Source organism: Desulfomicrobium aestuarii, from assembly GCF_055385525.1.
Genome location: NZ_AP042427.1, coordinates 3,694,607 through 3,720,206, shown reverse-complemented (window position 1 = coordinate 3,720,206; position 25,600 = coordinate 3,694,607). Strand labels below are relative to the sequence as shown.

21 protein-coding genes and 2 pseudogenes are annotated in these 25,600 nt (G+C 63.5%); 9 read left to right on the top strand and 14 right to left on the bottom strand.

What is annotated here, in order from left to right:
* Positions 1 to 6: 6 nt before the first annotated feature.
* Positions 7 to 1,224: an APC family permease gene (locus ACZ5AC_RS17125; RefSeq protein ID WP_464248773.1), complete on the bottom strand. Its 1,218-nt coding sequence runs from the start codon at positions 1,222 to 1,224 to the stop codon at positions 7 to 9.
* A gap of 100 nt (positions 1,225 to 1,324) precedes the next feature.
* Here ACZ5AC_RS17125 and ACZ5AC_RS17120 point away from each other — a divergent pair, with 100 nt between their 5' ends.
* On the top strand, positions 1,325 to 2,221 hold the full coding sequence (locus ACZ5AC_RS17120; protein WP_464248772.1) for a LysR family transcriptional regulator: 897 nt from the start codon (positions 1,325 to 1,327) through the stop codon (positions 2,219 to 2,221).
* On the opposite strand, the gene aspA is transcribed toward ACZ5AC_RS17120, so the two are convergent.
* A complete protein-coding gene (aspA, locus tag ACZ5AC_RS17115) occupies positions 2,218 to 3,630 on the bottom strand; it encodes an aspartate ammonia-lyase (protein ID WP_464248771.1) in 1,413 nt (470 codons plus the stop codon). The two genes, ACZ5AC_RS17120 and aspA, sit on opposite strands and share 4 nt — an antisense overlap.
* 74 nt (positions 3,631 to 3,704) lie before the next feature.
* Here aspA and ACZ5AC_RS17110 point away from each other — a divergent pair, with 74 nt between their 5' ends.
* The 8 genes and pseudogenes from ACZ5AC_RS17110 to ACZ5AC_RS17075 all read left to right on the top strand — a co-directional run bounded on the left by ACZ5AC_RS17110 (position 3,705) and on the right by ACZ5AC_RS17075 (position 10,839).
* Positions 3,705 to 3,998: a DUF2845 domain-containing protein gene (locus tag ACZ5AC_RS17110; protein WP_464248770.1), complete on the top strand. Its 294-nt coding sequence runs from the start codon at positions 3,705 to 3,707 to the stop codon at positions 3,996 to 3,998.
* A 65-nt stretch (positions 3,999 to 4,063) separates the two neighbouring features.
* A pseudogene (locus ACZ5AC_RS17105) lies at positions 4,064 to 4,240 on the top strand (Rdx family protein); the annotation flags it as partial.
* 165 nt (positions 4,241 to 4,405) lie between these two features.
* Positions 4,406 to 4,984 carry an NAD(P)H-dependent oxidoreductase gene (locus ACZ5AC_RS17100; protein ID WP_464248769.1) on the top strand — a complete coding sequence of 193 codons (579 nt, stop codon included), beginning with the start codon at positions 4,406 to 4,408 and terminating at the stop codon, positions 4,982 to 4,984.
* A 26-nt stretch (positions 4,985 to 5,010) separates the two neighbouring features.
* Positions 5,011 to 5,862 (top strand): hypothetical protein, encoded by an 852-nt coding sequence (locus ACZ5AC_RS17095; RefSeq protein WP_464248768.1) that lies wholly within the window; start codon positions 5,011 to 5,013, stop codon positions 5,860 to 5,862.
* A 2-nt stretch (positions 5,863 to 5,864) separates the two neighbouring features.
* Positions 5,865 to 6,626, top strand: coding sequence for a 4,5-DOPA-extradiol-dioxygenase (ygiD, locus tag ACZ5AC_RS17090; RefSeq protein WP_464248767.1), 762 nt, complete (start codon positions 5,865 to 5,867; stop codon positions 6,624 to 6,626).
* An 83-nt stretch (positions 6,627 to 6,709) separates the two neighbouring features.
* Positions 6,710 to 7,495 carry a LytR/AlgR family response regulator transcription factor gene (locus ACZ5AC_RS17085; RefSeq protein ID WP_464248766.1) on the top strand — a complete coding sequence of 262 codons (786 nt, stop codon included), beginning with the start codon at positions 6,710 to 6,712 and terminating at the stop codon, positions 7,493 to 7,495.
* A gap of 11 nt (positions 7,496 to 7,506) precedes the next feature.
* The gene (locus ACZ5AC_RS17080) at positions 7,507 to 9,213 is read left to right on the top strand and encodes a LytS/YhcK type 5TM receptor domain-containing protein (protein WP_464248765.1); all 1,707 of its coding nucleotides are present in this window, start codon (positions 7,507 to 7,509) and stop codon (positions 9,211 to 9,213) included.
* 165 nt (positions 9,214 to 9,378) lie between these two features.
* Positions 9,379 to 10,839 (top strand): carbon starvation CstA family protein, encoded by a 1,461-nt coding sequence (locus tag ACZ5AC_RS17075; RefSeq protein WP_464248764.1) that lies wholly within the window; start codon positions 9,379 to 9,381, stop codon positions 10,837 to 10,839.
* A gap of 193 nt (positions 10,840 to 11,032) precedes the next feature.
* Here ACZ5AC_RS17075 and ACZ5AC_RS17070 read toward each other — a convergent pair whose 3' ends face one another.
* The 12 genes and pseudogenes from ACZ5AC_RS17070 to tssH all read right to left on the bottom strand — a co-directional run bounded on the left by ACZ5AC_RS17070 (position 11,033) and on the right by tssH (position 25,597).
* Positions 11,033 to 11,923, bottom strand: a complete 891-nt coding sequence (locus ACZ5AC_RS17070) for a serine/threonine-protein kinase (RefSeq protein WP_464250629.1) — start codon at positions 11,921 to 11,923, stop codon at positions 11,033 to 11,035.
* Between the two features lie 62 nt (positions 11,924 to 11,985).
* Positions 11,986 to 12,717 (bottom strand): PP2C family protein-serine/threonine phosphatase, encoded by a 732-nt coding sequence (locus tag ACZ5AC_RS17065; protein WP_464248763.1) that lies wholly within the window; start codon positions 12,715 to 12,717, stop codon positions 11,986 to 11,988.
* A 13-nt stretch (positions 12,718 to 12,730) separates the two neighbouring features.
* On the bottom strand, positions 12,731 to 13,450 hold the full coding sequence (locus ACZ5AC_RS17060; RefSeq protein WP_464248762.1) for a lytic transglycosylase domain-containing protein: 720 nt from the start codon (positions 13,448 to 13,450) through the stop codon (positions 12,731 to 12,733).
* A 287-nt stretch (positions 13,451 to 13,737) separates the two neighbouring features.
* On the bottom strand, positions 13,738 to 14,220 hold the full coding sequence (locus tag ACZ5AC_RS17055) for a type VI secretion IcmF C-terminal domain-containing protein (RefSeq protein ID WP_464250628.1): 483 nt from the start codon (positions 14,218 to 14,220) through the stop codon (positions 13,738 to 13,740).
* A 93-nt stretch (positions 14,221 to 14,313) separates the two neighbouring features.
* Positions 14,314 to 17,294: pseudogene (tssM, locus tag ACZ5AC_RS17050) on the bottom strand (type VI secretion system membrane subunit TssM); the annotation flags it as partial.
* Entirely contained in the window at positions 17,291 to 17,722 is a 432-nt protein-coding gene (gene icmH, locus ACZ5AC_RS17045) for a type IVB secretion system protein IcmH/DotU (RefSeq protein WP_464250627.1), read from the bottom strand. The pseudogene tssM and the gene icmH, both read right to left, overlap by 4 nt.
* Positions 17,719 to 18,180 carry a DotU family type IV/VI secretion system protein gene (locus tag ACZ5AC_RS17040; protein ID WP_464248761.1) on the bottom strand — a complete coding sequence of 154 codons (462 nt, stop codon included), beginning with the start codon at positions 18,178 to 18,180 and terminating at the stop codon, positions 17,719 to 17,721. The genes icmH and ACZ5AC_RS17040 overlap by 4 nt, the downstream gene beginning before the upstream one ends.
* Positions 18,181 to 18,183: 3 nt before the next feature.
* Positions 18,184 to 19,515, bottom strand: a complete 1,332-nt coding sequence (tssK, locus tag ACZ5AC_RS17035) for a type VI secretion system baseplate subunit TssK (protein ID WP_464248760.1) — start codon at positions 19,513 to 19,515, stop codon at positions 18,184 to 18,186.
* A gap of 14 nt (positions 19,516 to 19,529) precedes the next feature.
* Positions 19,530 to 20,156: a type VI secretion system lipoprotein TssJ gene (gene tssJ / locus ACZ5AC_RS17030; RefSeq protein WP_464248759.1), complete on the bottom strand. Its 627-nt coding sequence runs from the start codon at positions 20,154 to 20,156 to the stop codon at positions 19,530 to 19,532.
* Positions 20,153 to 21,445, bottom strand: coding sequence for a type VI secretion system-associated FHA domain protein TagH (gene tagH / locus ACZ5AC_RS17025; RefSeq protein ID WP_464248758.1), 1,293 nt, complete (start codon positions 21,443 to 21,445; stop codon positions 20,153 to 20,155). Before tagH ends, tssJ begins: the two co-directional genes overlap by 4 nt.
* Positions 21,438 to 22,949: a sigma-54 interaction domain-containing protein gene (locus ACZ5AC_RS17020; protein WP_464248757.1), complete on the bottom strand. Its 1,512-nt coding sequence runs from the start codon at positions 22,947 to 22,949 to the stop codon at positions 21,438 to 21,440. Before ACZ5AC_RS17020 ends, tagH begins: the two co-directional genes overlap by 8 nt.
* A gap of 62 nt (positions 22,950 to 23,011) precedes the next feature.
* Positions 23,012 to 25,597, bottom strand: coding sequence for a type VI secretion system ATPase TssH (gene tssH / locus ACZ5AC_RS17015; RefSeq protein ID WP_464248756.1), 2,586 nt, complete (start codon positions 25,595 to 25,597; stop codon positions 23,012 to 23,014).
* Positions 25,598 to 25,600: the final 3 nt, after the last annotated feature.

Sequence of the window (25,600 nt, the reverse complement as noted above, 5' to 3'; positions counted from 1 at the left end):
CTTTCGTCAAGCCCGGCCGCATTCGGGCAGGCGCGCCCGCCCACGACGGAAGGCCCACCCCGTCATGACGGCCAGGACCGCCAGCACGGGCCAGGCGGACATGGCCAGCATCACGCCGAGCGCGCAGGCCAGAAGGCCCGACAGCACCCGCATGGCCCCGGAAGCGAGGACGCGCGTCCCGGCCAGCAGCGCCATGATGGCGTTGGCCAGGAAAAAGGCGTTGGCCATGGCCACGAGATCCTCCAGACCGAGCGCGCCGGACAGGTTCAGCCCCAGCACCGCCAGATGAATGGCCGTGAGGGCCGTGGCCGCTGCGGCCGGGGCGCCGGCCCTGTTGCGCAGCCCGAACATGGCGGGCAGCACCCCATCGCTCGCCATGGCCGAGACGAGCCGGGCCACGGCGCCGGTGAAGGCCAGCTCCGTGACCAGACACAGCGCAACGGCCAGCACCGAAAGAAGCAGCGCGCTGCCTGGACCGAAGACCGGGACGAGGATGTCCGTCATGCTGCGGCCGCCCACGCCCTGCATGGCGGCGGCCACGACCAGGGTCACGCCGGCGATGACGGCCACGCTCAGGGCCACGGAACGCGGGATGGTCCGCTGCGGGTCGCGGATTTCGGCCGAGTAGTTGCCGATGATCTCCCAGCCCACCACCGTCCAGAAGAGGAGCAGCAGGCCGTAGCCGAACCGCGCCGGCTCGAAGGGCGTCGCGGGCATGGGCACGGGCGCCCCGGAGGCGAGGCTCCCGATGCCTCCGACGAGAAGCAGGACAGCGGCCCCCGTGGACAGGACGAAGGCCGCCCCGCCCAGGGAGGTGATCCGGCGCAGCAGAAGCGCCCAGATGACCACGACCAGCCCGGCGGCCACGAAGCCGTCGCGGACGAAGCCGCCCAGCCCCATGTATTTGGCGGCCGTCAGAGCTACGGCCACGGGGCCGACGCAGACCGCCCCCAGGAGGAAGAACGAGGTCAGGGTCCTGGCACGAGGGCCGAAGGCCTCGGCCACGCACTGGCTCACGCCGCTGTCGCCGGGAAAGAGAACGCTCAAGCTGCCGAACACGGACGCGAAGAGCGCGCCCACGAGCGTGATGACCACCCAGGCCGGCAGGGCCCAGTTCCCCAGCAGTTCGTAGGCCAGGGGCGGCAGGATGATGATGCCTGACCCCAGGATGGGGCCGATGATGAAGCCCGTCAGCAGGACCGGGCCGAGTTTTCGCGCGGACATGTACCCTCCTTGTCTCTGTCTGCACGGCTACCCGCAGGGATTTGACAAATCCAATGCTCATTTGTGAAATCGGCGTTCAACAAAACCGAACGGAGCGAAAATGGAGCTGTTTCAACTGCGGTCCTTCCAAGCCGTGGCCCAGACCGGGAACCTGACCCGGGCGGCCGAAGCCCTGCACCTGAGCCAGTCGGCCCTGTCCGTGCAGATCAGGAACCTCGAGGATGAGCTCGGGGTGGAGCTCTTCACGCGGCAGGCCAAGGGCATGCGGCTGACCCCGGCCGGGGAGACCCTGCTGCCCCATGCCGGGGAAATTCTGGAGAAGTCGGCGGAAATGGGCCGGGCGGCCGTGCACCTGCGGGGTGAGGTCGGCGGCAGCCTGAACATCGGCCTCAACACCGACCCGACGTTCCTGCGCCTGAACCGCGTCATCCGCGCCGTGACCACGGCCCTGCCGCGGGTGTCCCTGACCTTCTGCATCAGCCAGACCCTGACCACGGAGGGAATGCTGCGGCGCGGCGAGATGGACATGGGCTTCGCATTCGGCACCGACTTCCCGGCCGACGTGACGGTCGTGGAACTGGCCACCACGCCGGTCAGCGTGGTCGTGCCGGCGCATCTGGCCCAAGACCCATCGACCCTGGACTGGCGCCGCATCGCGGCCATGCCCTGGGTCTGGACCACCTGCCAGTGCCCCTTCCACCTGCTCTGCCGCGAGCGCATGGACGAGGCCGGGGTGCAGCCCAACACCGTGACAGAGGCCGTGGACGAGAACATCGTCAAGGAGCTGGCCCTGGGCGGCCTGGGCGTGACGCTCCTGCGCAAGGCCGAAGCCCTGGACGTGGCCCGGCAGGGGGCCGGCATCATCTGGGAGCCGGGCGAACTGCAGGTGCCCTTGAGCCTTACGTGGCTCGCCAGGCGGGACGGCGACCGGCTCATCACGAGCGCGGCCGCTCAGATCGCCGCCATCTGGCGGAAAAACGGAGAGGACGCCGACTAGAAACGGCCGCTGCGCACCATGCGCGGATGGGTCATCTTCATGGGGTCCAGGGCATCCTCCAGCTCCTCCTGGGTCATGAGCCCCTTTTCCAGCACCAGGTCGTAGACGGCCTTGCCCGTCGAGGCCGCCTCCTTGGCGATGGCCGCGGCCTCGTCGTAGCCCAGGTAGGGCACCAGGACCGTCACGATGCCGGCCGAGGCCCGCACCAGCTGGGCGCATCGCTCGCGGTTGGCCGTGATGCCGACGATGCAGCGGTCCTTGAGGATGCGCATGGCCCGCACGAGCATGTCCATGGTCTGGAAGAGGTTGAAGGCGATGATGGGCTCGAAGACGTTGAGTTCGAGCTGGCCGGCCTCGGCGGCCATGGTCACGGTCAGGTCGTTGCCGATGGCCTGGAAGCAGACCTGGTTGACCATCTCCGGGATGACCGGGTTGACCTTGCCCGGCATGATGGACGAGCCCGGCTGACGGGGAGGAAGGTTGATCTCGCCCAAACCGCAGAAGGGGCCCGAGGACAGCAGGCGCAGGTCGTTGCAGATCTTGGAGAGCTTGACGGCCACGCGCTTGAACACGCCCGAGAGCTGCACGAAGGCGCCCGTGTCCGAGGTGGCCTCCACGAGGTTGGGTGACTTGGTCAGGGGCAGGGCCGTGATGTGCGCGAGCTTCTCGCAGACGAAGGCCGCGTAGGCCGGCACGGTGTTGATGCCCGTGCCGATGGCCGTGGCGCCCATGTTGATCTCCATGAGCAGCTTGCGGCATTCCTGGATGCGCTCCATGTCCTCGCCCACGGTCACGGCCCAGGCCGCGAACTCCTGGCCGAGCGTCATGGGCACCGCGTCCTGGAGCTGGGTGCGGCCCATCTTCAGCACGTCGGAGAACTCCTCGCCCTTGGCGGCCAGGGCCTCGACCAGGTCCTCCATGCTGCGCATGACCTCCCGGATCTTCCAGATGGCCGTGATGCGCAGGGACGTCGGGTAGACGTCGTTGGTGGACTGGGAGAGGTTGACGTGGTTGTTGGGGTGGCAGAAGGCGTACTGGCCCTTGGCGTGGCCCATGAGTTCCAGGGCGCGGTTGGCGATGACCTCGTTGGCGTTCATGTTGACCGAGGTCCCGGCCCCGCCCTGGATGACGTCGACCACGAACTGGTCGTTGAACTTCCCTTCCCGCACCTCCCGGCAGGCTGCCATGACGGCCTCGGCGATGGCCGGGTCCAGGATGCCCAGCTCCAGGTTGGCCAGGGCCGCGGCCTGCTTGATGCACGCCAGGGCCTCGATGTGCAGAGGATAGTGGGAGATGTGGATCCCCGTGACCTGGAAATTCTCCATGGCCCGCACGGTCTGCACCCCGTAATAGGCGTGCGCCGGGACCTTCCTTTCGCCCAGAGAGTCCTTCTCGATCCGGTAATCCATATTCCCCCCCTTTACGCGCCCCTGTGTCGAGGCCTAGTGTGGCGCTGCAATTCCCCCTAACCGGAGACAGCCCGATGCGAAAGAGCTTTTTCATTCTGGCGGCCCTGACATTCCTGGCCGGCCCGTCATGGTCCGCGGACATGCGCTGCCAGGGCGACCTCATGACCCCCGGCACCATCGTCGCCAAGGTGCGCAAGAAATGCGGCGACCCTCTCTGGGAAGAGCGCGTGGGCGAGATCACGGTCAGGCGCGGAGGGCAGGAAGTCCTGCTCTACGTGACGGAGATGACCTACGAAGTAAGCGGCGGCTACTACGTCCTGACCTTCGAAGGCGGGGAACTCAGGAAGACGGAATATTTCCAGAACTGAAACGGCCGGGGCGGAACATGCAGGTACGGATTCTCTATTGCGGCGTGTGAGCGGGCTATGCCCAGCGCGCCGCAAGTCTTGCGGACAGACTGCGCGTCGAGTGCGGCGCATCGGTGAGCCTGAGCGAAGGCAGCAGGGGATCCTTCGAGGTCTTCGTCGAGGGCCGCCTGGTCCATTCCAAACTCGAAACGGGTCTTATCCCGAAGGCCGAGCGGATTGCGGAAATCCTGCGGACATCCTGACAACGTGCTTGAATTGCTCCAACTTCGCCCTTCGAACCAAAAAAAACTTTCCAGAATTTCTCACGTGACGTATGGTTCATCATAATCCCATCCCCTGTTCTCCGGCGCATCGGCCGGGAACAGATGGAAGAACCCCGTGAAACTCAGCGCATACAAGGGGACGCCATGAACCATCTCATCATCTTCTGCCACCCAAACCCCGCGAGTTTCAACGCGGCCATCGCCGATTCCGTGGAGGCGGTCTCCTCGGCCATGGGGCATGACATCCTCCGCCGCGACCTGTACGGCATCGGATTCAACCCGGTGCTCGGGAGAGTGGAACTGGAGGCGCCGCCGCACATGCGGGCCCAGGACGTCCGGCAGGAACAGGAGTTCGTCTCCTGGACCGACATCCTGACCTTCGTCTACCCGGTATGGTGGACAGGCATGCCGGCCATGCTCAAAGGCTACTTCGACCGGGTCTTCTGCCAGGACTTCGCCTACGCGCTCCACGACAACATGATGACGGGGCTTTTGAGCGGCAGGAAAGCCCTCATCTTCAGCACCACGGGGCTGCCCAGCACCGTCTGCGACTCGCGGGGCATGCACGAGGCCATGGCCATGACCACGGACACAGGGATTTTCGAGCTCTGCGGCATCGAAGTGCTCCACCACGCCTTCTTCGGCAGCGTTGCCTCCGTGTCGGAGGAGGTCCGCAAGTCCTACCTGAGCGAGGTCGTGGCCATCGCCTCAAGGCATCTCTAAAGGCATCGACCCGAAGGAGCACTCCAATGGACCAGATATTCGAACGCCTGACTTACATCTTCGACCCGCTGCACCACTTCTGGGAGCACGAGCGCATGCACCGCCGCTTCGCCTTGGGGCTCATCGTCGTCTTCCTGGGGGCCATGGCCGGGATCGAGCTCAACAGAAACGGCCTGCTGCCGGCAGCGCTGGCCGCGCACACCCCGACCAACCATTTTCACGCCGTGAACCTGGCCTTCACCCTGGTGCTGATCCTGGAGGTCATAAGCCTCATCTTCACCCTGCCGTGCTCCTTTTCCAGGTCCGTGGGCAAGCAGTTCGAGATTCTGTCCCTCATCCTCCTGCGCGACGCCTTCAAGGAACTGTCCCATTTTGCCGAGCCCATCACCATCGGGACAGAACTGACCCAAGTCTACCACATCCTGGGTTACGGCTTCGGTGCCCTTGCGGTCTTCGCGCTGCTTGGAGTCTACTACCGCATCCAGCCCGCCAAAAAGCAGGACATGGGCATGCCCCACGACCTGTTCCGCTTCGTGGCCGCCAAGAAGGGCATCGCCCTGCTGCTCCTGGGCACCTTCGTCACTCTTGGGCTGAACAACCTCTACAACAAGTTCGCGGGCCTGCCGCACATCGATTTCTTTCCCGTCTTCTATACGCTGCTGATCTTCACCGACATCCTGGTCGTGCTCATCTCACAGTGTTTCCGGCCCTCGTTCCACGCCGTGTTCCGCAACTCGGGCTACGCCCTCTCGACCCTTTTCATCCGGCTGGCCCTGGCCGCCCCGGCCATGTACGACGTGGCCCTGGGCATCGTCGCCGCCCTCTACTCCATCGCCCTGACCCTGGCCTGGACCAGGGTGTTCGCCACCAAAGGATAACCATGAAGATGCCCCTTGTTTTCGTCGGCCACGGCAACCCCATGAACGCCATAGAGGACAACGAGTTCAGCCGCACTTGGACGCAGCTCGGCCACGAACTGCCCCGCCCGCGGGCGATCCTGTGCGTCTCGGCCCACTGGGAGACCGACGGCACCTGCGTGACCTCGGCGCAGATGCCCGAGACCATTCACGATTTTTCGGGATTCCCGGCGGAACTGAACCACATGCAGTACCCGGCCCCCGGATTCCCGGCCCTGGCGCGCAAGGTCATGGACTCCACGCGCTACGCCCGCATCCGGCACGACCGTTCCTGGGGCCTGGACCACGGCGCCTGGTCCGTGCTGTGCCGCATGTACCCGCGGGCGGACATCCCCGTGGTCCAGCTGAGCATCGACGCCGGGGCGCCGCCGTATTTCCACTACGAGCTGGGCCGGGAACTCGCCCCCCTGCGCAAGCAGGGCGTGCTCATCATGGGCAGCGGCAACATGGTCCACAACCTGGGGGTCATGGCCTGGCAGGATGAAGGGTTCGAATGGGCCGTGGAGTGCGACGCGGCCATGGCCGAACTCATCGAGGCCGGGGATCACGACTCCCTGGTCGAGTTCGAAGGTTTGCCCCACGCCCGTCTTGCCATACCCACGGAGGAGCATTACCTGCCCCTGCTGTACGTTCTGGGGGCCATGGACCCGGGAGAGGGGGCGAGTTTCTTCAACGACCGGGTCACCCTGGGCTCCATTTCCATGCGCGGTCTGCGAACCGTTTGATTCCCCAAGGGAAACGGGCCGTTAGCCGCCTGTGTACTTTGCCTGGAATTCTGCTACGACGCGTCCGAAACGCGAGATGAACCATGACCAAGCCATTGCGATGCCTTCTGGTTGACGACGAGCTCCCGGCCCTGGACGAGCTGTCCTTCCTCCTGTCCGGGTTCGACGACATCGAGATCGCGGGCACGGCCAGGTCCGCCGGCCAGGCCCTGGAAGAGATCGCACGCCTCAGGCCCGACGTCGTCTTCCAGGACATCCAGATGCCGGGGGGAACAGGCTTTTCGGTGTTGGAACGGGCCATGCTGATGCCCGAAGCCCCGCTCTTCGTCTTCGCCACGGCCTACGACCAGTACGCCATCCGCGCCTTCGAGGACAACGCCGTGGACTACCTGCTCAAGCCCGTGTCCATGGAGCGGCTGGCCAAGTGCCTGAACCGCCTGCGCGCCCTGACCAGCCGGGCCGCGCCCCAGTCCGCCCCCCAGCCCGATTTCCGGTCCCTGCTACGGGGCATGGGCCTGGGCCCGTCGCTGACGCGCCTGTCGGTGGACAACGGGGGGCGCGTCCTGCTCCTGGACCACGGGGACGTGGTCTTCATCCGCACCGAGGAGCGCCGGACAATGATCCACACCCGCGAAGGATGCTTTCCAGCCCATGGCCCGTGCACCCTCGACCGACTGGAGCAGCGACTCGAACCGCTGTCCTTTTTCCGCGCCAACAGGGCCGAACTCGTCAACCTGGCCCAGGTCCGCGACTTTGCGCCTTGGTTCAACGGAAAATACGTTCTGACCATGCGCGACTGCGCTTCAACCGAAATCACCGTCAGCAAGGGCCGGGTGCGCGACTTTCGCGATCGCCTGGGCCTGGCCTGAAGAAAACCGCCATGAACCCAGACGCCCTCGTACTCGCCCTGGCCGAACGGCTAGGGCTCATCGTGGCCGGAGCCTTCCTGCTCCTGACCGTGACGCCCATCCACAAGCTCCGCCTCAAGCAGGGCCCGCAATGGCGCACGACGCTGCTGCAGATCGCCTTCTTCGGCACCGCCGGCATTCTCGGCACGTACGGCGGCAACCTCGTCTTCCAGTCCGTGGCCAACCTCCGGGCCATGGCCGTGATCACGGGCGGCCTCTTCGGCGGGCCTGTTGTCGGCATCGCCTCGGGGCTCATCGCCGGCGGGCACCGCATCCTCATCGACATCGGCGGGTTCAGCGCCGTGCCGTGCGGCCTGTCGACCATGATCGAGGGCGCGGCCGCCGGCCTGCTGACCCTGTACCTCAAGGAGCGCAGCGTCGACTGGCGCTGGGCTGCCGGGCTGGCCCTGGTCGGCGAAACCATGCACATGGGCATGGTCCTGGCCCTGTCCCACTCGTTCACCCAGGCCCTGGAACTGGTGCGCATCATCGCCCCGTCCATGATCATCCTGAACACCCTGGGCGCCGCGGCCTTCGTGCAGGTCATCAACGTGGTCTTCCGCTTCAGGGCCAGGCAGGACTCGATCCAGGCCCAGGAACTCCTCGACATCGCCAACGCCACGGTCAGCCACCTGCGGGCCGGCCTGACCCTGGAAAGCGCGTCCGCCACGGCCCGCATCATCCATTCTCGCGTCGCGGTGGGCGCCGTGGCCATCACGGACCGGGTCAACGTACTGGCCCACGTTGGCCAGGGCTGCGACCACCACCTCGCCGGGCGTCCGGTCGTGACCAGCGCCACGCGAGAGGTGCTCGAAACCGGCGAGCCCATGTACGTCAGCAACAAGGAAAACATCGGCTGCGCCCACCCCGGCTGCCCCTTCGCCTCGGCAGTCATCGTCCCGCTGCACAAGGGCGGCAACGTCGTCGGCACCCTCAAGTTCTACGGCACGGCCGGCAAATCCCTGGACCTGATGCTGTTCGAACTGGCCAAGGGCCTCGGCAACCTCTTTTCGACCCAGCTGGAACTCGAAAACATCCAGATCACCGAACGCATGCTGGCCCATGCCGAAATCCGCCGCCTGCAGTCCCAGATCAACCCGCATTTCCTCTTCAATTCCCTGAACACCATCGCATCCTTCTGCCGGACCAGCCCGGAAAAGGCGCGAAGCCTCCTGCAGGACCTGTCGAGCTACCTGAGAAAAAGCCTGGACGCGAGCAAGGGCTTCATCCCCCTCTCCGAAGAGCTGGACCAGATCCGCTGCTATCTGGCCATCGAGCAGGCCCGATTCGGCGATCGGGTCCGGGTCAATTTCGACGTGGAGGAAGGGTGCGAGTCATGGCCCATCCCGCCGCTCATCATCCAGCCTCTGGTGGAAAACGGCGTGCGGCACGGCATCCTGACCCGGGAGGACGGGGGGGAGATCAGCGTCCGAATCGGCCGGAAGGAAGAGCATCTGCATATCGAAGTACGCGACGACGGCGTGGGCATGGTCCCGGACCAGGTGGAGAAGCTCTTCGACAAGACGCGCCTCGATTCCCGGTCCGGGGGCATCGGGGTGCGCAACTGCTTCCAGCGCCTGGAGCAGATATTCGGGCCGTCCTACCTCCCGTCGGTGGTCAGCGCCCCGGGCCAGGGCACGAAGGTGGATTTTCTGCTGCCCATGCCCGCGCACATCTAGATCGGTTCATCACTCCATACGGAACGTTCAAGCGCCATTTGAGGCAATTGGCGCGAGGGGCATTGTTTGCCTTCTCGCAGTTGAGGTATTGGTCGACCAGGCTCCCGGAGCGGGCCCGACGAGGGTCTCGTCCAACTTACGACCAATTTTCCAAAGGAGTGAGACATGTTCTATTTCTTTCTTGCCTGCGCGGCGCTCATCACCGGGTATTTCGTCTACGGCAAGGTCGTGGAGGCGCAGTTCGGCGCCGATACATGCCGGGCCACCCCTGCCTGCCGGATGGAGGACGGGGTCGACTTCGTCAAGATGAGTCCCAAAACCATCTACATGATCCAATTGCTGAACATCGCCGGCCTGGGCCCCATCTTCGGCCCCATCCTCGGCGCCCTGTACGGTCCGGCAGCCCTGCTGTGGATCGTCCTGGGCAGCATCTTCGCCGGCGCGGTGCACGACTACTTCTCGGGCATGATGTCCGTGCGCTACGACGGCAAGTCCATCCCCGACGCCGTGGGCTACAACCTGGGCGCCTTCGCCAAGCAGTTCATGAATGTCTTCTCGGTCATCCTGCTGCTCCTGGTCGGCGTGGTCTTCATCCTCGGACCGGCCAAGCTCCTGGCCAACAAGATCGGCTTCAACCTGGACAAGAACGTGGCCGTGGTGGTCTGGACCGCCATCATCTTCGCCTACTACTTCCTGGCCACCATGATGCCCATCGACAAGATCATCGGACGGCTCTACCCGCTCTTCACGGTCTGCCTGCTGATCATGGCCTTCGGCCTGACGACCATGCTCATCGTCGACGGCTACACCTTCTTCCCCAACGGCGTGGGACTGGCCAACGTGCACCCCAAGGGCCTGCCCATCTGGCCGCTGATGTTCATCACCATCGCCTGCGGCGCCATCTCCGGCTTCCACGCCACCCAGTCGCCCATGATGGCCCGCTGCCTGCCTGACGAGAAGTGCGGGCGTCCCATCTTCTACGGCGCCATGATCGGCGAGGGCATCATCGCCCTGGTCTGGGCCACCCTGGGCATGACCTTCTACCAGACCCCCGACGCCCTGCAGGCGACCCTGGCCAGCGGCGGCCCGGCCGCCGTGGTCGACCAGGTCGCGACGACGCTGATGGGACCCATCGGCGGTTTCCTGGCCATCATCGGCGTCATCGTCCTGCCCATCACCTCCGGCGACACGGCTTTCCGCGCCGCGCGCCTGATCATCGCCGACTTCGGCAAGATCGAGCAGAAGTCCATCGTCAAGCGCCTGATGATCGCCGTGCCCCTGTTCGTGGTCGGCTTCATCATCAGCAAGACTGACTTCAACGTCATCTGGCGCTACTTCGGCTTCGCCAACCAGACCCTGGCCACCATCGTCCTGTGGGCCGCGGCCATGTACATGGTCCGCCACGGCAAGCTGCACTGGATCGCGACGATTCCGGCCGTCTTCATGACCGCCGTCTGCGCCACCTACCTCTGCGTGGCCCCGGAATTCCCCATCCAGGCCACCTCCGACATCGGCTACCCCGTCGGCATCGCCGTGGCCGCCGTCTGCTTCGTCCTCTTTATACTCAAGGCGCGCAACACGCCTGTTGAAGTCGACGCCGCAGACTCCCCCGGAATCATCGGCTAACTTCTCCCTCCCGCGATGCATCCCCTTCGGGCCGACCGGCCCGAGGGGGGGCATCATCCCGCAACATCGTGCCGCCTTCGAAACCCTGAAGGAATAATCCTACGGCAACGCCAACCGCCCTCCACGTCCGGACGTTTCTCGACCGTTCCCGAGAACCCAGCACGTACTCAGCGCAAACTACGTACAGGATTCGTCACGCTCCGGTGTATGGACGCATCCATCTAAAACCCGCAAGCCACCCGCGCTCGTCAAGGACGGCGCGGAGCCGTTGCGCCGTCGGTCGGACCTGTGGTTCGAAGGACAGGCCCTTCCTGAGTTCCCGCCACTGCCCGCGGGTCAAGGCCAACGGCTTTGCAGGTCTGAGTCCCCTTGACGCGGCCTCGTGGGCGGGCAGCATATTGAAGGGATGCAGGCCGTTGATCAGCTCGTAGACGGTGCAGCTGGCCGAAAAGATATCCCCTCTAGGGCTTGGAGGGCCTCCCTTCAAGACCTCGGGACTGGCATGCAGAAGGCTCAGGCCCGGGATGCGGGCACGGCTCGGCAGCCCCTGGAGCACCTTTGCTCCGGCAGCCCCGGGGCGCTCCAGGACCTGCGCGACATTGAAGTCGAGAAGCACCGCTCTTCCCCCCTGCTCGAGAAACACGTTGGCCGGCTTGACGTCCCCGTGGGTCACACCGTGGGCGTGCAGATAGGCAAGCGATTCAAAAATCCTTGCTCCCACGGCGATGCCCGCCCCGCCAAGGCCGACAGGATGGCTTCCCAGCACGGCGTGGGCCGGCATCCCTTCCAGCAGCTCCATGCTGAAACACAAACCCCATCCTTCACGGTGCAGATCGAAAACGCGGACTACTCCAGGATGCACGAGATGACGCAGGGTGAAGAATTCCCTGGCCAGGGTCGACTGAGCCTGACGGACCTGGGCAACCTCGGGCAGAAGCCTCTTGACGGCCACCAAAGGCTGCGAATCCCCGCACTCAACCCGGCGCAAATCCGTGGCGGAAAAAACTTCACACATGCCTCCCATACCGAGCCGAGATCTCAGAACAAACCTGTCACCGCCAACGAACGCCCCGGCCGAAGCCATGAGCTTCTGGCGGGAGGAATTCTTCGAGGCCCAGGGACGGTGCCGCCCTTTCCTTGACATTTTCAGCCTCCGCAAAGGAAGACCGTGACTAAGGTGGCGTCGTCGGAATGCACGCATCCATGCAAGGCCTCGGCGATGCCCAAGGCGGCGTCCCTGGCCCTTGACCTGCCTAGACATGCGGACAAGACTTCCGGGGAAATACAGTTCGAAAGTCCGTCCGAGCAAAGCAGGAATCTGTCGCCCCTGCGCAGGGGAAAGCATGCCGTGTCCAATTCCAGGACATCCCCGATCCCCACGGCATTGGTCACGATATTGCCGCGCACCATGCGCGCCGCTTCGTGAACCGTAAGCTCCTTCCGATCGATCGTGCGTTGCCGCAGGGTATGGTCTCGTGTGCACTGGTACAGAACGTCGCCGCGCCGCAAATAACAACGGCTATCTCCCGACCACAGGCAGGCGGCGCGGTCCCGATGGATCAGCAGGGTCACGATCGTGCTGGCCGCGTGACCCGTGGTCCCTTGACGCAATTCATGGTTGGCTCGCTCCAGAAGACACCTGACATTGCCGATGTGTGCGTCCAGAGACGACGGAGCGGGCGTCCGCATGAGATTCCTCACCAGAAGCCGACTCGCTTCCCGGCCCCCGCATCCGCCCCCCACGCCGTCCGCCACGCCCCAGAGAAGATGATCGGGCCAGTTCAGGAACGCATCCTCGTTCTCCTCGCGACCATGCCCCTGTATGGTCAGCCCCCAGGATTCAACCGCGACTATTGATCCCCGTGAAGTCGGCATCATGAATTCCCCCGCGTCATCGCAGCGCCGACCCAAGGACGGCAACGCCCGCCTGCCTCGCTTCTCCATCGCCAAACGAGCCGCCTTGCGCCACTTCGGGAAAGGACGGGCCGGTCTCCGGCGCGTCGCCGTCAGTCGAACACATCAATTCCTCGAAATCCGCCACGCCGGACATGACCTGCACCGCGCCAACGAACCTTGGGACAAAATCAAGCGTTTCATCGGACAGCAGTTCACGGAAAACACGATTCTCCCGACAGGCGGCGGTCAATTCCGAAAGAGTTCCCGCGCCAGAGCGCTCCAGCGCCCGAGCCATGGCGCCCTCGCCGCAATTGTAGGCTGCCAGCGCCAGGGGCCAGTCACGGAAGAGCCGATGCAGTTCGGCCAGATATGCGGCTGCGGCCTCCGTAGATCTGCGCATATCGAACCGCTCGTCCTCGCCTCCGGAAACCTTGAGTCCGAAACGACGCGCCATTTCGGGCATTAGCTGCCACAACCCGGCCGCCCCTGCCGGCGACACTGCCCACGGCTCGAAACGGCTTTCGATCACCGGCAGGAATGCCAGTTCCGGGGGGAGATCGTAGCTCGCAATGACATCGCGTATCAGGCTGATATCCCTGCGCATCCGGTTTAGCATCGGCAACGGCGGCCCCTGGGCCGCGAACAGCGTACGCATGGACCGCCGCATGGTTCCCGTCTCGCCAATCGGAAGCCAGCGAGACATGAACCCTTCCATTACGGCAACTCCCGAAGCGCCATTGACAACCCGCCGGACCACGGGTCCGCAGGCCTCCCTCGGCACCCCCCGCTCCCGGGATGATTGCGGAAGAGGCAGGGAAGACGCCGAGGGCAGGACGAGCACCTCGCTGCGCATCGCAACAACCCTCGCTCGGACAGGCCCTGCCGCTTCGAGGTCTCTGCGCCCTTTCCCCGCACAGCTCATCCCGAGCAAGAGCAGACACGCCAGGACCGGACCCAACCTGCGCTCACCCCGTCCGCACATACGCGTGGCGCCCCGCCGATTCAAAGCAACGACTCCGGCAGCGAATAGCTGCATGTCTCGGGATCAAACGGATTGGCTTTGTTCCGGAACTGGATCAGGAACTGCGCCCACTTGCCGTTTTCGCGCAACTCGATGAGACAACTGCCGTCCGCCAATGGACTGATCTTTCCTCGATGCAAGAGGCGGAATAGGGCCCAGTCCCCGCGCAGGGTCCTGTGCGCCTTGACGGCATGGATATCGCAGATGGCGAAGGAAGCCTCAGGAGGCAGGCCCTCGCCGAGCGGCCAGGAGAAACTCCCGCCCTGCACGGGGCCATGCCAATAGCTCAACATCTTGTCCCCGTGGCCCAGATCGGCCTGCTTGAGCGTGACGTCGAGGGCGTAGGGCTCCATGAGAAAGCGAACACCCAGTTCCTGGTCCGAAAGGAAGAAGGCCTCCTGCACCCTGTGCGCGAGTTTCAAACGCTTGATGGCCTCGACCGAAATGGGAAGGGTCTGGCCCATGATGGGGCGGAGCCCGCCGTCGGCACCGGCAAACGGTCTGACGTAGGTGCCATAAAACGAGTCGAGCACTCCGTTTTTCTTGAAGAAGTTGGTAAAATCCGCGAGGTTTGCGTCACTCTCGCTTTCCATGTCGAAGGGATAACGCGACCTGAGCTTGGCATTGTATTCATTGAGAACGGACTCCCGATAGGCCGTGTCAATGGCTGACGCACCCATGGCTAACATGTCGCGCAGTCCCCCATGGAGGACGGCCTCGTACCATTGGCGGACAGGCGGCGGGAGCTTTTCCACGGCACTGGCCGCCTGACGCAATGTTTCGTCCCTTTCTTCGACAATACCCTCCAGAGCGTCCAGAACCTTCCCCCCCCTGTCGTCGCTATCCCGAAGCCTGCGGAAGAAATCCCCCGCACGGGCCATGGCGTCATGGGTCGCCTTGAGAGCGGGCATCGGCATGCCTTCAGCATCGAGCAAGCCGTCCAAGTACTTGAAGGACGCCCTGACCGCCTGAGCGTCTTTCAGCGCATCCCGAACCGCCTTTGAATGGGCCTGAGCAACGGCATTGCGGGCCGCTTCAGTGGCCGTCTTGGCGAGTTCCGCCCCGGCCACGCCCGTCAGCTTCTGCGCGCCCTTCCTTACCGCCTGCGCCTCGACGGCGGTCTCCAGGCTTCCCGGCTCCTGTTCTTCGAGAGCAAACGTAATGTTCTTGCGCAGTTCTCGTAAAAAAATGACCACGGGCGACACGCCGGCGGAAAGCTGCTCCGCCAGCGTGGCGGCGCCGGCCATGTTCCCGGGCGTGGCTATGCCAAGCGCATCCAGCGTCTGGCCCCAATGGCGTATGTAATCTCGGAAATACAGGGTCCGCACGTCCTTGGCGATCTTGTCCATGTCGAGAGAGCTGAACAGGGGAGGCTTTGGGCCCAATACCCAGCCATCCTCGGCCAGGCCCTGAATGATTCCCGGACAGCGATGGATGATGTATTCCTGAAAGCCTGCAGCCGTGTACAGATAGGGGATTGGGCGCGTATCTCCGGAGAAAGGCGACACAAGCCCGCCGAGAGCCCCACGGAAAGTGAAGGGCTCATGGTCGCCATCGGATGCCTCGTCCTTCATCTGCTGGTACGCGAGTTGTGACAGGGCGTCTTCAGCATTGATTCCCTGGCCTTGGCGAGAAGGCGTTCATCCGGGGGCGCGGGGGAAATGCCGTGTTCGATCAGATAAGCCATGTGGCGCATGAGTGCCCGTTGGTCGTCGGCTCGCCCGGAGTACAGTTCAGACCATCGGTGCTCCAGCCACCCCGTCAAAAACGTTTCGTTCAGCTTTGCAGGCTGGCACAGCATGAGGTAGGCCCGCATGGCCGTCTTCAAGGCCCCCAAGTCATCCAGGGACCTCGCGATGGCCGTCGCGGCGGCCTGACGCACGAGCGGCAGAAGGCGCCCGTTCAGCGCGTCCAGATAGGCACGTCTGGAGGCCTCCTCGAAGGACGCTCCCAGGTACAATCCCAGCCCACGTGTCAGAAACGAGTCCGGCCCGCTACGAAATACCGTCATTGCCTGCTCCAGATGCGAGAGTTCCGGCAGGATCTCCACGGCGTCCATGGCAATCGGATGCTTCTGAAGCTCCTGCTCGTAATCCCGCGCGGTGGCTTCAAACACTTCCAGACGGTTGAAATTTTCCCTGAAACTCAGAGCCAGCAGGGAAACTCCGCCCGCGAGCACCAGCCCTGCCACCAGCTGCAGCCCGAAACGGCAGAGGCGGAGCAGCCAGACACGGTCCCGGTCGACGGCCGCCAACCCGGCCTCGGGGATGATGAAATTTTCGAACAGCCGCAGCAGAAAAAAGCCACGGGCATAATCGCCCAGTGAAGCCCGGAAACCGCTCTGAAAGCTCAACTCCCCGGTGCGGGCCGCGCCTCCCATGATGTCCGACGAGGACAGTGCGCTTGAAAAAAAGAAGCCGCGGAACATTACGGGCCGGTGATAGCGGGAAGGGCCGAAGGCCTCGAAGGTGAAGTCCTGAATCCGGGGCGCAATCGCCGCCATCTCCTGGGGAAAGCGAAACATTGCGGCACGGGCGAGAGGGTCCCTTTCCTGGTGGATTTTGGTGATGATCTGCGTGTCAAGGGTCTGCAGCAGCGCTTTGAGTTCCTTGCGCGTCATGTCGGCTTCCATCGCGTTGCCGCCCGCGGGACATCCGAAAATCTGCTCACGCTCGCTGCGGGACAAGTGTGAAAAAAACTGGGCAAAACCCGGAACCGCATCACACTTGGTCAATATGAGATAGACCGGCACGTAGGACCTCAGATGCTTCAGCACCTCACTCAAGCGGGCACGGACCGTCCTGGCCAGATGTTCCCGACGAGAGGCATCGCCGTCGAGCATCTCCCGCATGCTGACGCAGACCACGACCCCGTTCAGCGCTTTTGCCGGCCGGGCCCGGAACAGGCGGCGCAAAAACGCCGTCCACAAACCATGCGCTCCGGACTCGGGGGCGCCTTCCGCATAGGCCCCGGGTGTGTCGATGAAAACAGCCTGATTGGCGAAAAGAATCTCGACCCTGTCGGTACCCTTGACCTTGTAGAGGTGTCTGTCAGCCTGCTCGTTCAAAGGGAACTGCAACCCGGAATTGAGAAGCATAGAGGTCTTCCCGCAGTTCGAGGGGCCGAGGACCATGTACCACGGCAGGGCATAGCGCGAACGGCTCGTCGGCCCGTAGAAGTTCGAAGTCGTCACGGTTCTGATGGCCGACTTGAGTACTTGCCGAATGTGCCCGAGTTCCTCACGAAGACTGTCGCGCGCGACGGCATCCCGCTCCCTCCGGGCCGCGATCTCCGGGTTTGCGGCTTCGCGTCTCTTTTGCCGCGAGGACAGAACCGCCACCAGAAGCCCCCACGTGAACACGATGCCGAGACTGCCGACGAGTCTGGCCGTGACGCTCTCGAAAATGACATGTCCCGCCACCGCCACAAGGGGGCCAAGCTTCCACAGGACCAGAAGCAGGAACAAGGCAAGAAGCAGTCCCTGCACCCAGCCTGTCCTCAATGCTTCGCGCAGGGCATGAAGAAAACGGCGGATCATTGCGCGCCTCCCCCGTTCTTGCCGGCATGGATGGCAAACAGATGCAGAATCGGCTCGGCCCGGTTCGCGAGGACATGGGCAAACCCCAGATACGAAACAGCCAGACAGGAAACCACAAACGTGACCAGCAAGGAAATGGGAACGTACGTATATATTTTGTTCCTGTATTTTCCTTCAGGCAGTTTCTTGCATAAATCCTGTTCTGGCTCTCCACGCAACATCCGTACCTGCCGGTATATCCTCTCCCGCAACAGTTCCAATTCGATGGGCCCCCGGGACTGAAGCTTGTAACGCCCTTCGAACCCTAGACTCAGCAAAAGATATATGAGTTCAAGTAGGTAAAGATTTCTGGCAGGCTGCTGCATGCATCGCTCGGTGATCTGGAAGAATTTCTCTCCACCCCACGTTTCGTTATGAAAGGTGGTCAGAAGCGCCTGATTCGACCAGTCCCCCCGACACCTAGGGGCGACGTGCTGACGCTTTCATCAAGGGCCGAACACAGGACGTACTTGGCGGCGAGCACTTGGGCGTGGTCGATCTCGCACCCCAGCGCGACGTTTTCAAAACCGCGTATCCCCGCCTCGAGACGCCGGCGAAGAGCCTCCAGCCCCTGGCCGCCATCCCTCCGCTCTCCACCCTGCGGATCCAGACCCTCGGCGCCCGGCGTCCGCAGGTAGACCATTTCGAGCAGCAGATGCGACGCACAGTTGACCAAAGGATTCAGGCCGGGAGTGTAGTCCTCCAGGGAGGCCTGTTGGGCGACGTACACCGGGGATCGGGCGCCGTTGCCCGGCAAGACATGGACGACCTCTCCTGGAGGCGAAAACATTGCCGTTGATGATTCCTGTCCTTCGAAACACGTCTTGTCGCTGTCATCGAACTGCATGCGTTACTCCTTGATGGCCCAAAATTGCAGCTGGATGCCTGGAAATGTTCCGGAGACATGAAGGGCGAAACCTCCGGAGAGTTCAAGCTGAGCCAGTTCCTCGGAGGATATCTCCAGCTTGAAGTAGGTCTTGCCAGCGTGAAAGGGAATCTGACGCGGAGCCACGGGCAGGGCTCGGACCTTGATGCCGGGTAGCTGCAGCCGGACCATGTCGCGAATGCGCTCCACGGAACTGATCTTGAGCTGTTTCGGGATAGTGGCGCGCAGGGTCTCGGAGTCGATGTCCGCGCGAACTGCCAGGACGAAGGTCGCCGTGGCCAGCAGGTTGCGGTCGTGGATGGGCGAGACGAGGATGCCGTACTTGCGCTGCTGCAACGGCAGTTCCACGGCGTGCTGCTCCAGGACCATGCTCAAGGCTTGGCGGGCGTGGCTCATCAGGCCCGCGAACACCGCGTCCTGGCCGCTGTGGTCGTAGGGCGCGAGTTCGGCCGGACGTTTGCCGGACTCAGCAAACGTCGAGAGTTCGCCCACGAGTCCCAGAAGGTGGACATAGAACTCTTCGGGATGCAGGCAGGGGGTGTTTCCCAGATGACGGAAGACAGGCTCCGCACGGTTGATGCACTGCAATAGCCAGAAATCCGCCGCTTCGGCCGTGCCCGTCTGCCCCGCGCTGCTGACCCTCATGGCCAGTTGGTCGCCGCGATGGGAAAGAAGGCCGACTATTTCCCGCAGATAGCCTGACAAAGCGAGCAACGCCGAGAGGTGCAGGAAGGTCGGCATGAAATCCTTGTCCAAAAGGGTCGTCCTGTCGGGCTTGCACTCCAGAATCTGCACCACGGGCATGCTGACGAACCCTTTGACCCCGGTCTCCTCCTCGAGCATGAGCCTCAGATCCAGTCGGCAGCAAGTCACTTCGACCTCCTTGCGGCTGCCGGCGACGCTGTCTCGGATGAGGGACCTGTGGGCGACATAGGGTGTCGAAATGCCATGGAGCCCTTCCTGGCGCACCTCCGAAGCCCCCTCAGGCGACAGAGGCAGGGCGAGCACGACCCGACGGTTGGTGATTCCGGGGGGTATGTCCAACGAGAGCACTTCCCTCCCCTGCCCCACCTCGAACAACGTGCCGTCCGGCAGAAAGCCCCTGGCCCGATTCAGCACCACCTTGCCCAGGGGGAGATACTGCTCGTCGATGGAGAATTCCATGAAGCCCCAGCCATGATGCACATGGGCCAGAGCCCTCATGCGGATCTGGGAGTCCATGTAGCGGTCCTGCTGCTGAAAATGTTGCGGCCCCACGGCCATTCCCTCAAACCAGAAAATCTTCTCGGGAAGCATCGCGATCTCCTCCCCTATCTCTCTTCCAGCGGCATGAACATACGTGTGCTGCGCTTCGCGGCCTTCGGCCCCTGCTCCTCCGCGGACGGGGAGACCATCTCCACCTCCTCGCCTGCGGGCGAAGGTTCCGGCGTGGGGTTGTGGAAGTCCCTCACCGCTTCCACAGGATCCCAGTTAGGGACTTCGTCGTCGGGAACGAGCGAAACCGTCACATCGCGAAGCTCGATCCCCACGATATTCGACGCTTCGCAGTCGACGGGCGCGACGGTTTTCCACGCGGCCCGGTCCACCTGCCTGAAACCGGCCACGACTCCCATGAACCTCGTCCCCTCGACCGGCTCGTACGTTATCCGTCGGGCCTCTCCCGGGACGAGCAGTTGTTCATCAGCAGCAAGAAGATCGGCTCCCAGGACTTGAACCGGAGCTTCAAAAAGGGGCCCGAAGTCCGATTGACTGAAAGCCAGGTCCGAACGCATCTCGTATATCTTGACGATGACCGGTGACGGCCGACCGGTATGGTCCGGATTGACATTGGCCTGGCTCGCCACTGCCAGCTCTATGCTCGGCTTGCCGCAGCCGCACAGAAGGCTTGACGTAATCAGCACGGCCGACATGAACGCATGAAGAGGCAAACGCATCATGAGTCTCCTTTTGAAGCGGACCGCCCCGGCAAAGCTTCGATCGTCCTGACCTGCAACTCATATGCGCGGGCGAAATCGTGAAGAAAAAACGCCGCAAAACCCTCATGGTCGTCCAGAAGCGCCTGATGCGTTTTCCGAAAAAGGTGCCAGAGCCTGGAACTGCGGAAAAAACGCACCTGTCCGTTCCTGGCGAGTCGGACCTCGATCGCCGCTGGGGAAACCTTTTCGAGAGCCCCCCGGATGGAAGCCCTGGCGCCCGCCAGAAGCCCCAGATGATGACCGTGCACGTCAAGGAATCCGGCTCGCATGGCTTCCCCTGCCGGCATCATGCCTTCGCGCACCGGAGCGAGAAGCTGCTCGAGCGCCACCCCGGGAGTGGGCGTGAACTTCAAGGGGTTGTTGCCGGACAGGCGCATCGTGGTCACGGGAAGGCGTAAATCAACCTTGCATTCCGACTGGTTGCGTAGACATTGGTGCATACCGTCCACCGCCGCGACAACGATTTCGGCGGCTTGGCGAAGAATACGCTCGCATTCCGCTGGTGAGTTCGGGGCACTGGAGAACCCCAAGGCCCTGAAAAATGCATCAACGCCGGAAAAATGAATCCGTTCCCGGGTCTCATGCGCAGGACACTTCCCCGTAATCGGGGGACACGGGATCGCCTCCGAAGAACTGGCGCCCGAGAACAAGAGTTCATCGTCATCGCTATCCCAGTCCTCAGGCAGATCGAAGCCCTTGGGCTGCATCGTCATGGAGACACGCGGCAGGCTGTCCGTGGCGGCGCTGTTGTGGTCCGAGAGCACATCGACCTTGCCGGGCACGATTTCACCGAGCAGATCATCATAGTAACCCAGACGCCGCTTGGCCTCGAAATCCTCCTGCTGGTCCATGGCTACAAGAGGGTCCGAAGAGAGCACGTTGTCGTCAGTAACCAGCCAGTCCTCGACGGTTCTGGGCGGGATGTACGCATCGGGACGGCGCAGCAGACGCGCCTGAACGGTATAGATGCCGATGGCATAGCTGTCGCCGTGCTCGACCTTATGCTGCACGCCCTTCTCCAAGGCGGTCCTTCCCGGTTCCGTGTAGATCCCGTTACGGCTGACATCCTCAATGAAAAACGATTGCCCATCGCAGCTGATGGCGGCGTGCTTGCGGGAAATGCGCTTCCCCTTGTCAGGGAGAATCCACTCGCATTCACCGGACCTCCCGATGAAGCCTCCCGCTTCGCTGAAAACATGAGACACGGAGAAGCCGGTCGAAAATTTCTGTCTGCTGATGACTTCAAACATGAGTTCCACGGCGGCTCCTGTAGTGACTGTCTTCCGAAATACCGGCCATTGAGACCTGGGCCCCGTCGATCCGGCTCAGTTTGTGATTCAGCGTCCTTATGGGGACGCCGAGGGCGCTGGCGGCTTCCCTTGTCCGGTTTCCGTAAAATTTCATCACTTCGAGAATTATGGAGGATTCGTATGTTCTTACGAGATCGTTGAGCTTCAGCGCCCCGTACTTCCGGCCAGACTCGCCCCCCAGAAGATCCCTGGCGGAAAGCGCCGTGGAGTCCTTGCCCGTCATGATGACCGCCCTTTCGAGCATGGAGAAGAATTCGCGGACGTTTCCCAGATACGGAAGCGAGGACAGCGCAGCCCAGGCCTCAGGAGCGATGCGCAGGCCGGGACGGCGGTAGCGGACAGCCAACTGCGCCAGATGGTGCCTGGCCAGAACCGGCAGATCTTCGAGACGCTCCCGCAACGGCGGGAGTTTCAGGTGGACGAGCGCCAGACGGTGATACAGGTCACGTCGGAAGGATCCCTCTTCCACGGCCGCGTGCATGTCCCTGTTGGTGGCAGCCAGGACCCGGATGTTGACGGCCTGCGAACGGACATCACCCACCGGGCGCACCGTGTGCTCCTGAAGCGCCCGAAGCAGCTTGGACTGGATATCAGGCGGCATGTCCCCTATCTCGTCGAGCAGGACCGTGCCTCCGTTGGCGCTGCGCAGCAGACCCTGGTGATCGGTTTCGGCCCCGCTGAAAGCGCCCTTGCGGTGACCGAACAGTTCGCTCTCCAGCAGATTGGACGGCAGGGCCGCGCAGTTGATGAGCACAAAGGGACCGTTTCGACGGGCGCTTGCCTTGTGGATCGCCGTGGCCACGACCTCCTTGCCCGTACCCGTCTCACCGGTGATGAGGACCGGCGCGTCGCTGGCCGAGATGTTCACGACCATGGTCCGGATGGCCTCCATGGACTCACTCATGCCGAGAATGCTGTTCTCTGGCCTCTCCCGGGCCTCCCGGGCCTCGCGCTCGAGCCTGACGCAATCCTGGCTCAACCCGTTCACGAGGGACTGATGGCGCGACTTGAACACGGCCCCGTCCAAAATTGCCGCCGCGTAGTCGAGCACGATCCGGACATGGTTGGGGACCTCGGCAAGCCGGCCTCTGGAAGCCAGCACCACCCCCCCCGCGACGAAATCCCCCGGAGCCATCAACGGCTCAACGACCGCGCTGCGGATATTCACCGTCATATCGGGGCACAGCAATTCCAGGGAGGGAGGAAGCCCGGCGCAGAGTTCCGAAGCGACACGACAGGGCTTGCCGCCGTGCACGCTGAAGGCCAGGGGATCGTCCAGCTCCCAGGCCGGGACGGCAGCCGGTTCGGCCTGGGCGTCTGCACCGCATGGATGACGGCCCCCAAGGAGCAACGTCTCCCCGCTCTGATCCAGAAGAAAGACGCCCACCGAACAGACCTTCGACCCTGACAGACCGGCCACTGCCCTGGCCAGACACTGAGCCACGGCCGCAGGACCGGAACAAGCCCGCAAACGCCCACACCATTCTCTGAGGGTCTGAACCTCGCTCATGAAAGTCCCCCCAGGCTGAAGGTGAAGCTCCCGTCTGCCCGGTTCAGCCCCACGCGAAGTTCTCCGCATGCCTTCCCGCCGCCGTCCAGGGCGCCGAGGAGAGTGGTCGCAATGCCTGGCAACAGGGAGACGCCGATGATGTGGTCGATGTTGCGCGCCCCGGTCTCCACCGCAGTGCAGCTGGCCATTATGGAGGATATGACGTCCTCTCCCCAGCTCAGACTGATCCGATGCCTACCGGCCAGGCGCGCCCCGACTCTGGCCAGCTTCATTTCCACGAGTTCCTTCATGGTCTCACCGCGAATGGTTGTGAAAGGCACGACGGTCATGCGCCCGAGCAGGGCGGGCTGGAAATGCCGGAGCAGGACCGGACGCAGGGCCTCATTCAGCAACTCGGGGTCGGGAATTTCATCCCCCTCGCACAGGGCGGAAACGATGTCGCCGCCGAGATTCGAGGTCATGAAGATGACGCAGTTGCGGAAATCCACCTCCCGTCCCTCGCCATCGGCGAGGATGCCCTTATCGAAGATCTGGTAAAAAAGATTCAGCACCTCGGGATGCGCCTTCTCCACCTCGTCGAACAGGATGGCGCTGTATGGCTGTCTGCGCACAGCCTCGGTCAGGCGACCGCCTTCGCCAAAACCCACGTAGCCCGGAGGTGACCCTATGAGGCGTGACACTGTATGCTTTTCCTGGAATTCCGTCATGTTGATACACACAAGCATGCGCTCGCCCCCGAACAACGAGTCCGCGACGGCCAGGGCAGTCTCGGTTTTTCCGACCCCCGAAGGCCCCACGAGCAGAAAAATGCCTGTGGGCTTCGAGGCGCTGTTCAGCCCGACCTGGGCAGCAAGCACCGCGCGTTCGATGGCCTCCAGCGCGTGATCCTGGCCTCGGACCCGTCGGCGCAGATCGGACCCCAGTCTACCGAGCGCGCCAAGTCCGTTGCCCCCCAGCTTGGACATGGGGATGCCCGTCCACTCGGAAACGATGCCGCGCACGAGATCAGGCGTGACTTCGTGAAAGACGAGGGGCCGGTCGAGCTGCGCGGCGCGCAGTTCCGCCACAAGCAACCTCATCTTTGCCTCGTCCGGTTCTCCTTCCTGATTGCGGCATTTCAGGATGGCCTCGGCCAGGTCCAGTTCTCTGCGCCAACGTTCGGCAAGTGCCGCCATCTCCCGGGAGAGCGTGTCGGCTTGTCCGCACAAGGCCGCATGCCTTTCGACGTCTGACGGCTCGACGTCGTCCCGGCTGAATGTCGCGCGATCGCGCTCCAACGCGTCGAGTTCCCTGCGCACTGCGGCCAGTTCCTCTTCCATGGCTTCGAGATCGACGGGCTTGGCCCCCAGATTCACCCGTACCCTGGCGCAGGCCGTGTCCAGGACATCGATGGCCTTGTCGGGCATCTGACGACCACTGATGTACCGGCAGGAAAGTTCCGCCGTGCACAGGACCGCGTCGTCGCGGACGTAGACCTTATGGGTCTTCTCGTAATGCGGGACGATGCCCCGCAGGATGGTCACCGTTTCTTCCAGAGACGGCTCGTTCAACTTTACCAGCTGGAAACGGCGGGCCAAGGCCGCGTCCTTCTCAAAATATTTCTTGTATTCACTCCAGGTGGTGGCCGCGATGGTCCGCATCTCCCCCCTCGCCAGGGCCGGCTTCAGGAGATTCGCCCCGTCGCCCGCCCCCGGGACGTTGCCCGCGCCCACCAGGGTGTGCGCCTCGTCGATGAAAAGGATCGTCGGCACGGGCGAAGCTTTGACCTCATCGATGACGCCCTTGAGTCGCTTTTCAAATTCCCCCTTGACGCTGGCGCCGGCCTGCAGCCGCCCCATGTCCAGCCCCACGATGCGCACACCCTTGAGGGCGTCCGGCACAAGGCCCTCGACGACACGCAAGGCCAAACCCTCCACCACCGCGGTTTTGCCCACGCCTGGATCGCCCACGAGGATGGCGTTGTTCTTGCGGCGGCGCGTCAGGATATCCGCCATCCGGCGGATTTCCGCGCCCCGTGCGAAGACCGGGTCCGTGCGGCCGGCCCTGGCGTCTGCAGTAAAATCCGTGGAGTACCTGTCGAGAAACCCCTGCTGTCCGGCCTGCGCTGCGTCCCCCGGGGACGCGCCCCGCCCGTCCCGCAGCCCCTGCAGAAGACGGCGCAAGGCATCTGCCGGTATCTGGCCGAGTTCCTGGTAAAACGGCATGGCTCCATAGCGCGCGGGGTTGAGCAGCATGGCCAGCAGCAGCTCTCCGACCCCCACCCTCTCCAGACGGAGTTCCAGGCTCGCAAGCAGGTAGGCCTCCTGCAGGAAGCCTATGAGCAACGGCGAGAACACGGGTCGGGACGCGAATTTCTCCTGCCGCCTCGCCGGTGCCAGAAGACGGCGCATCGCCTCCGGGTCGCGCTCGAACTGCGTGAGGATGTTCCGCATTTCGCACGTCGGCAGCATCTTCTCCACAAAGTCCTCGATGCCGATCTCACAGCCGCCCCGGCTCACGCAGGCCCCGGCCGCCTCCTCCAGCGCCTGGCGGCAGGTCTCGTCCAGTGCCGCGACAAGGGAAGACAGATTCATAGCAATCATTGG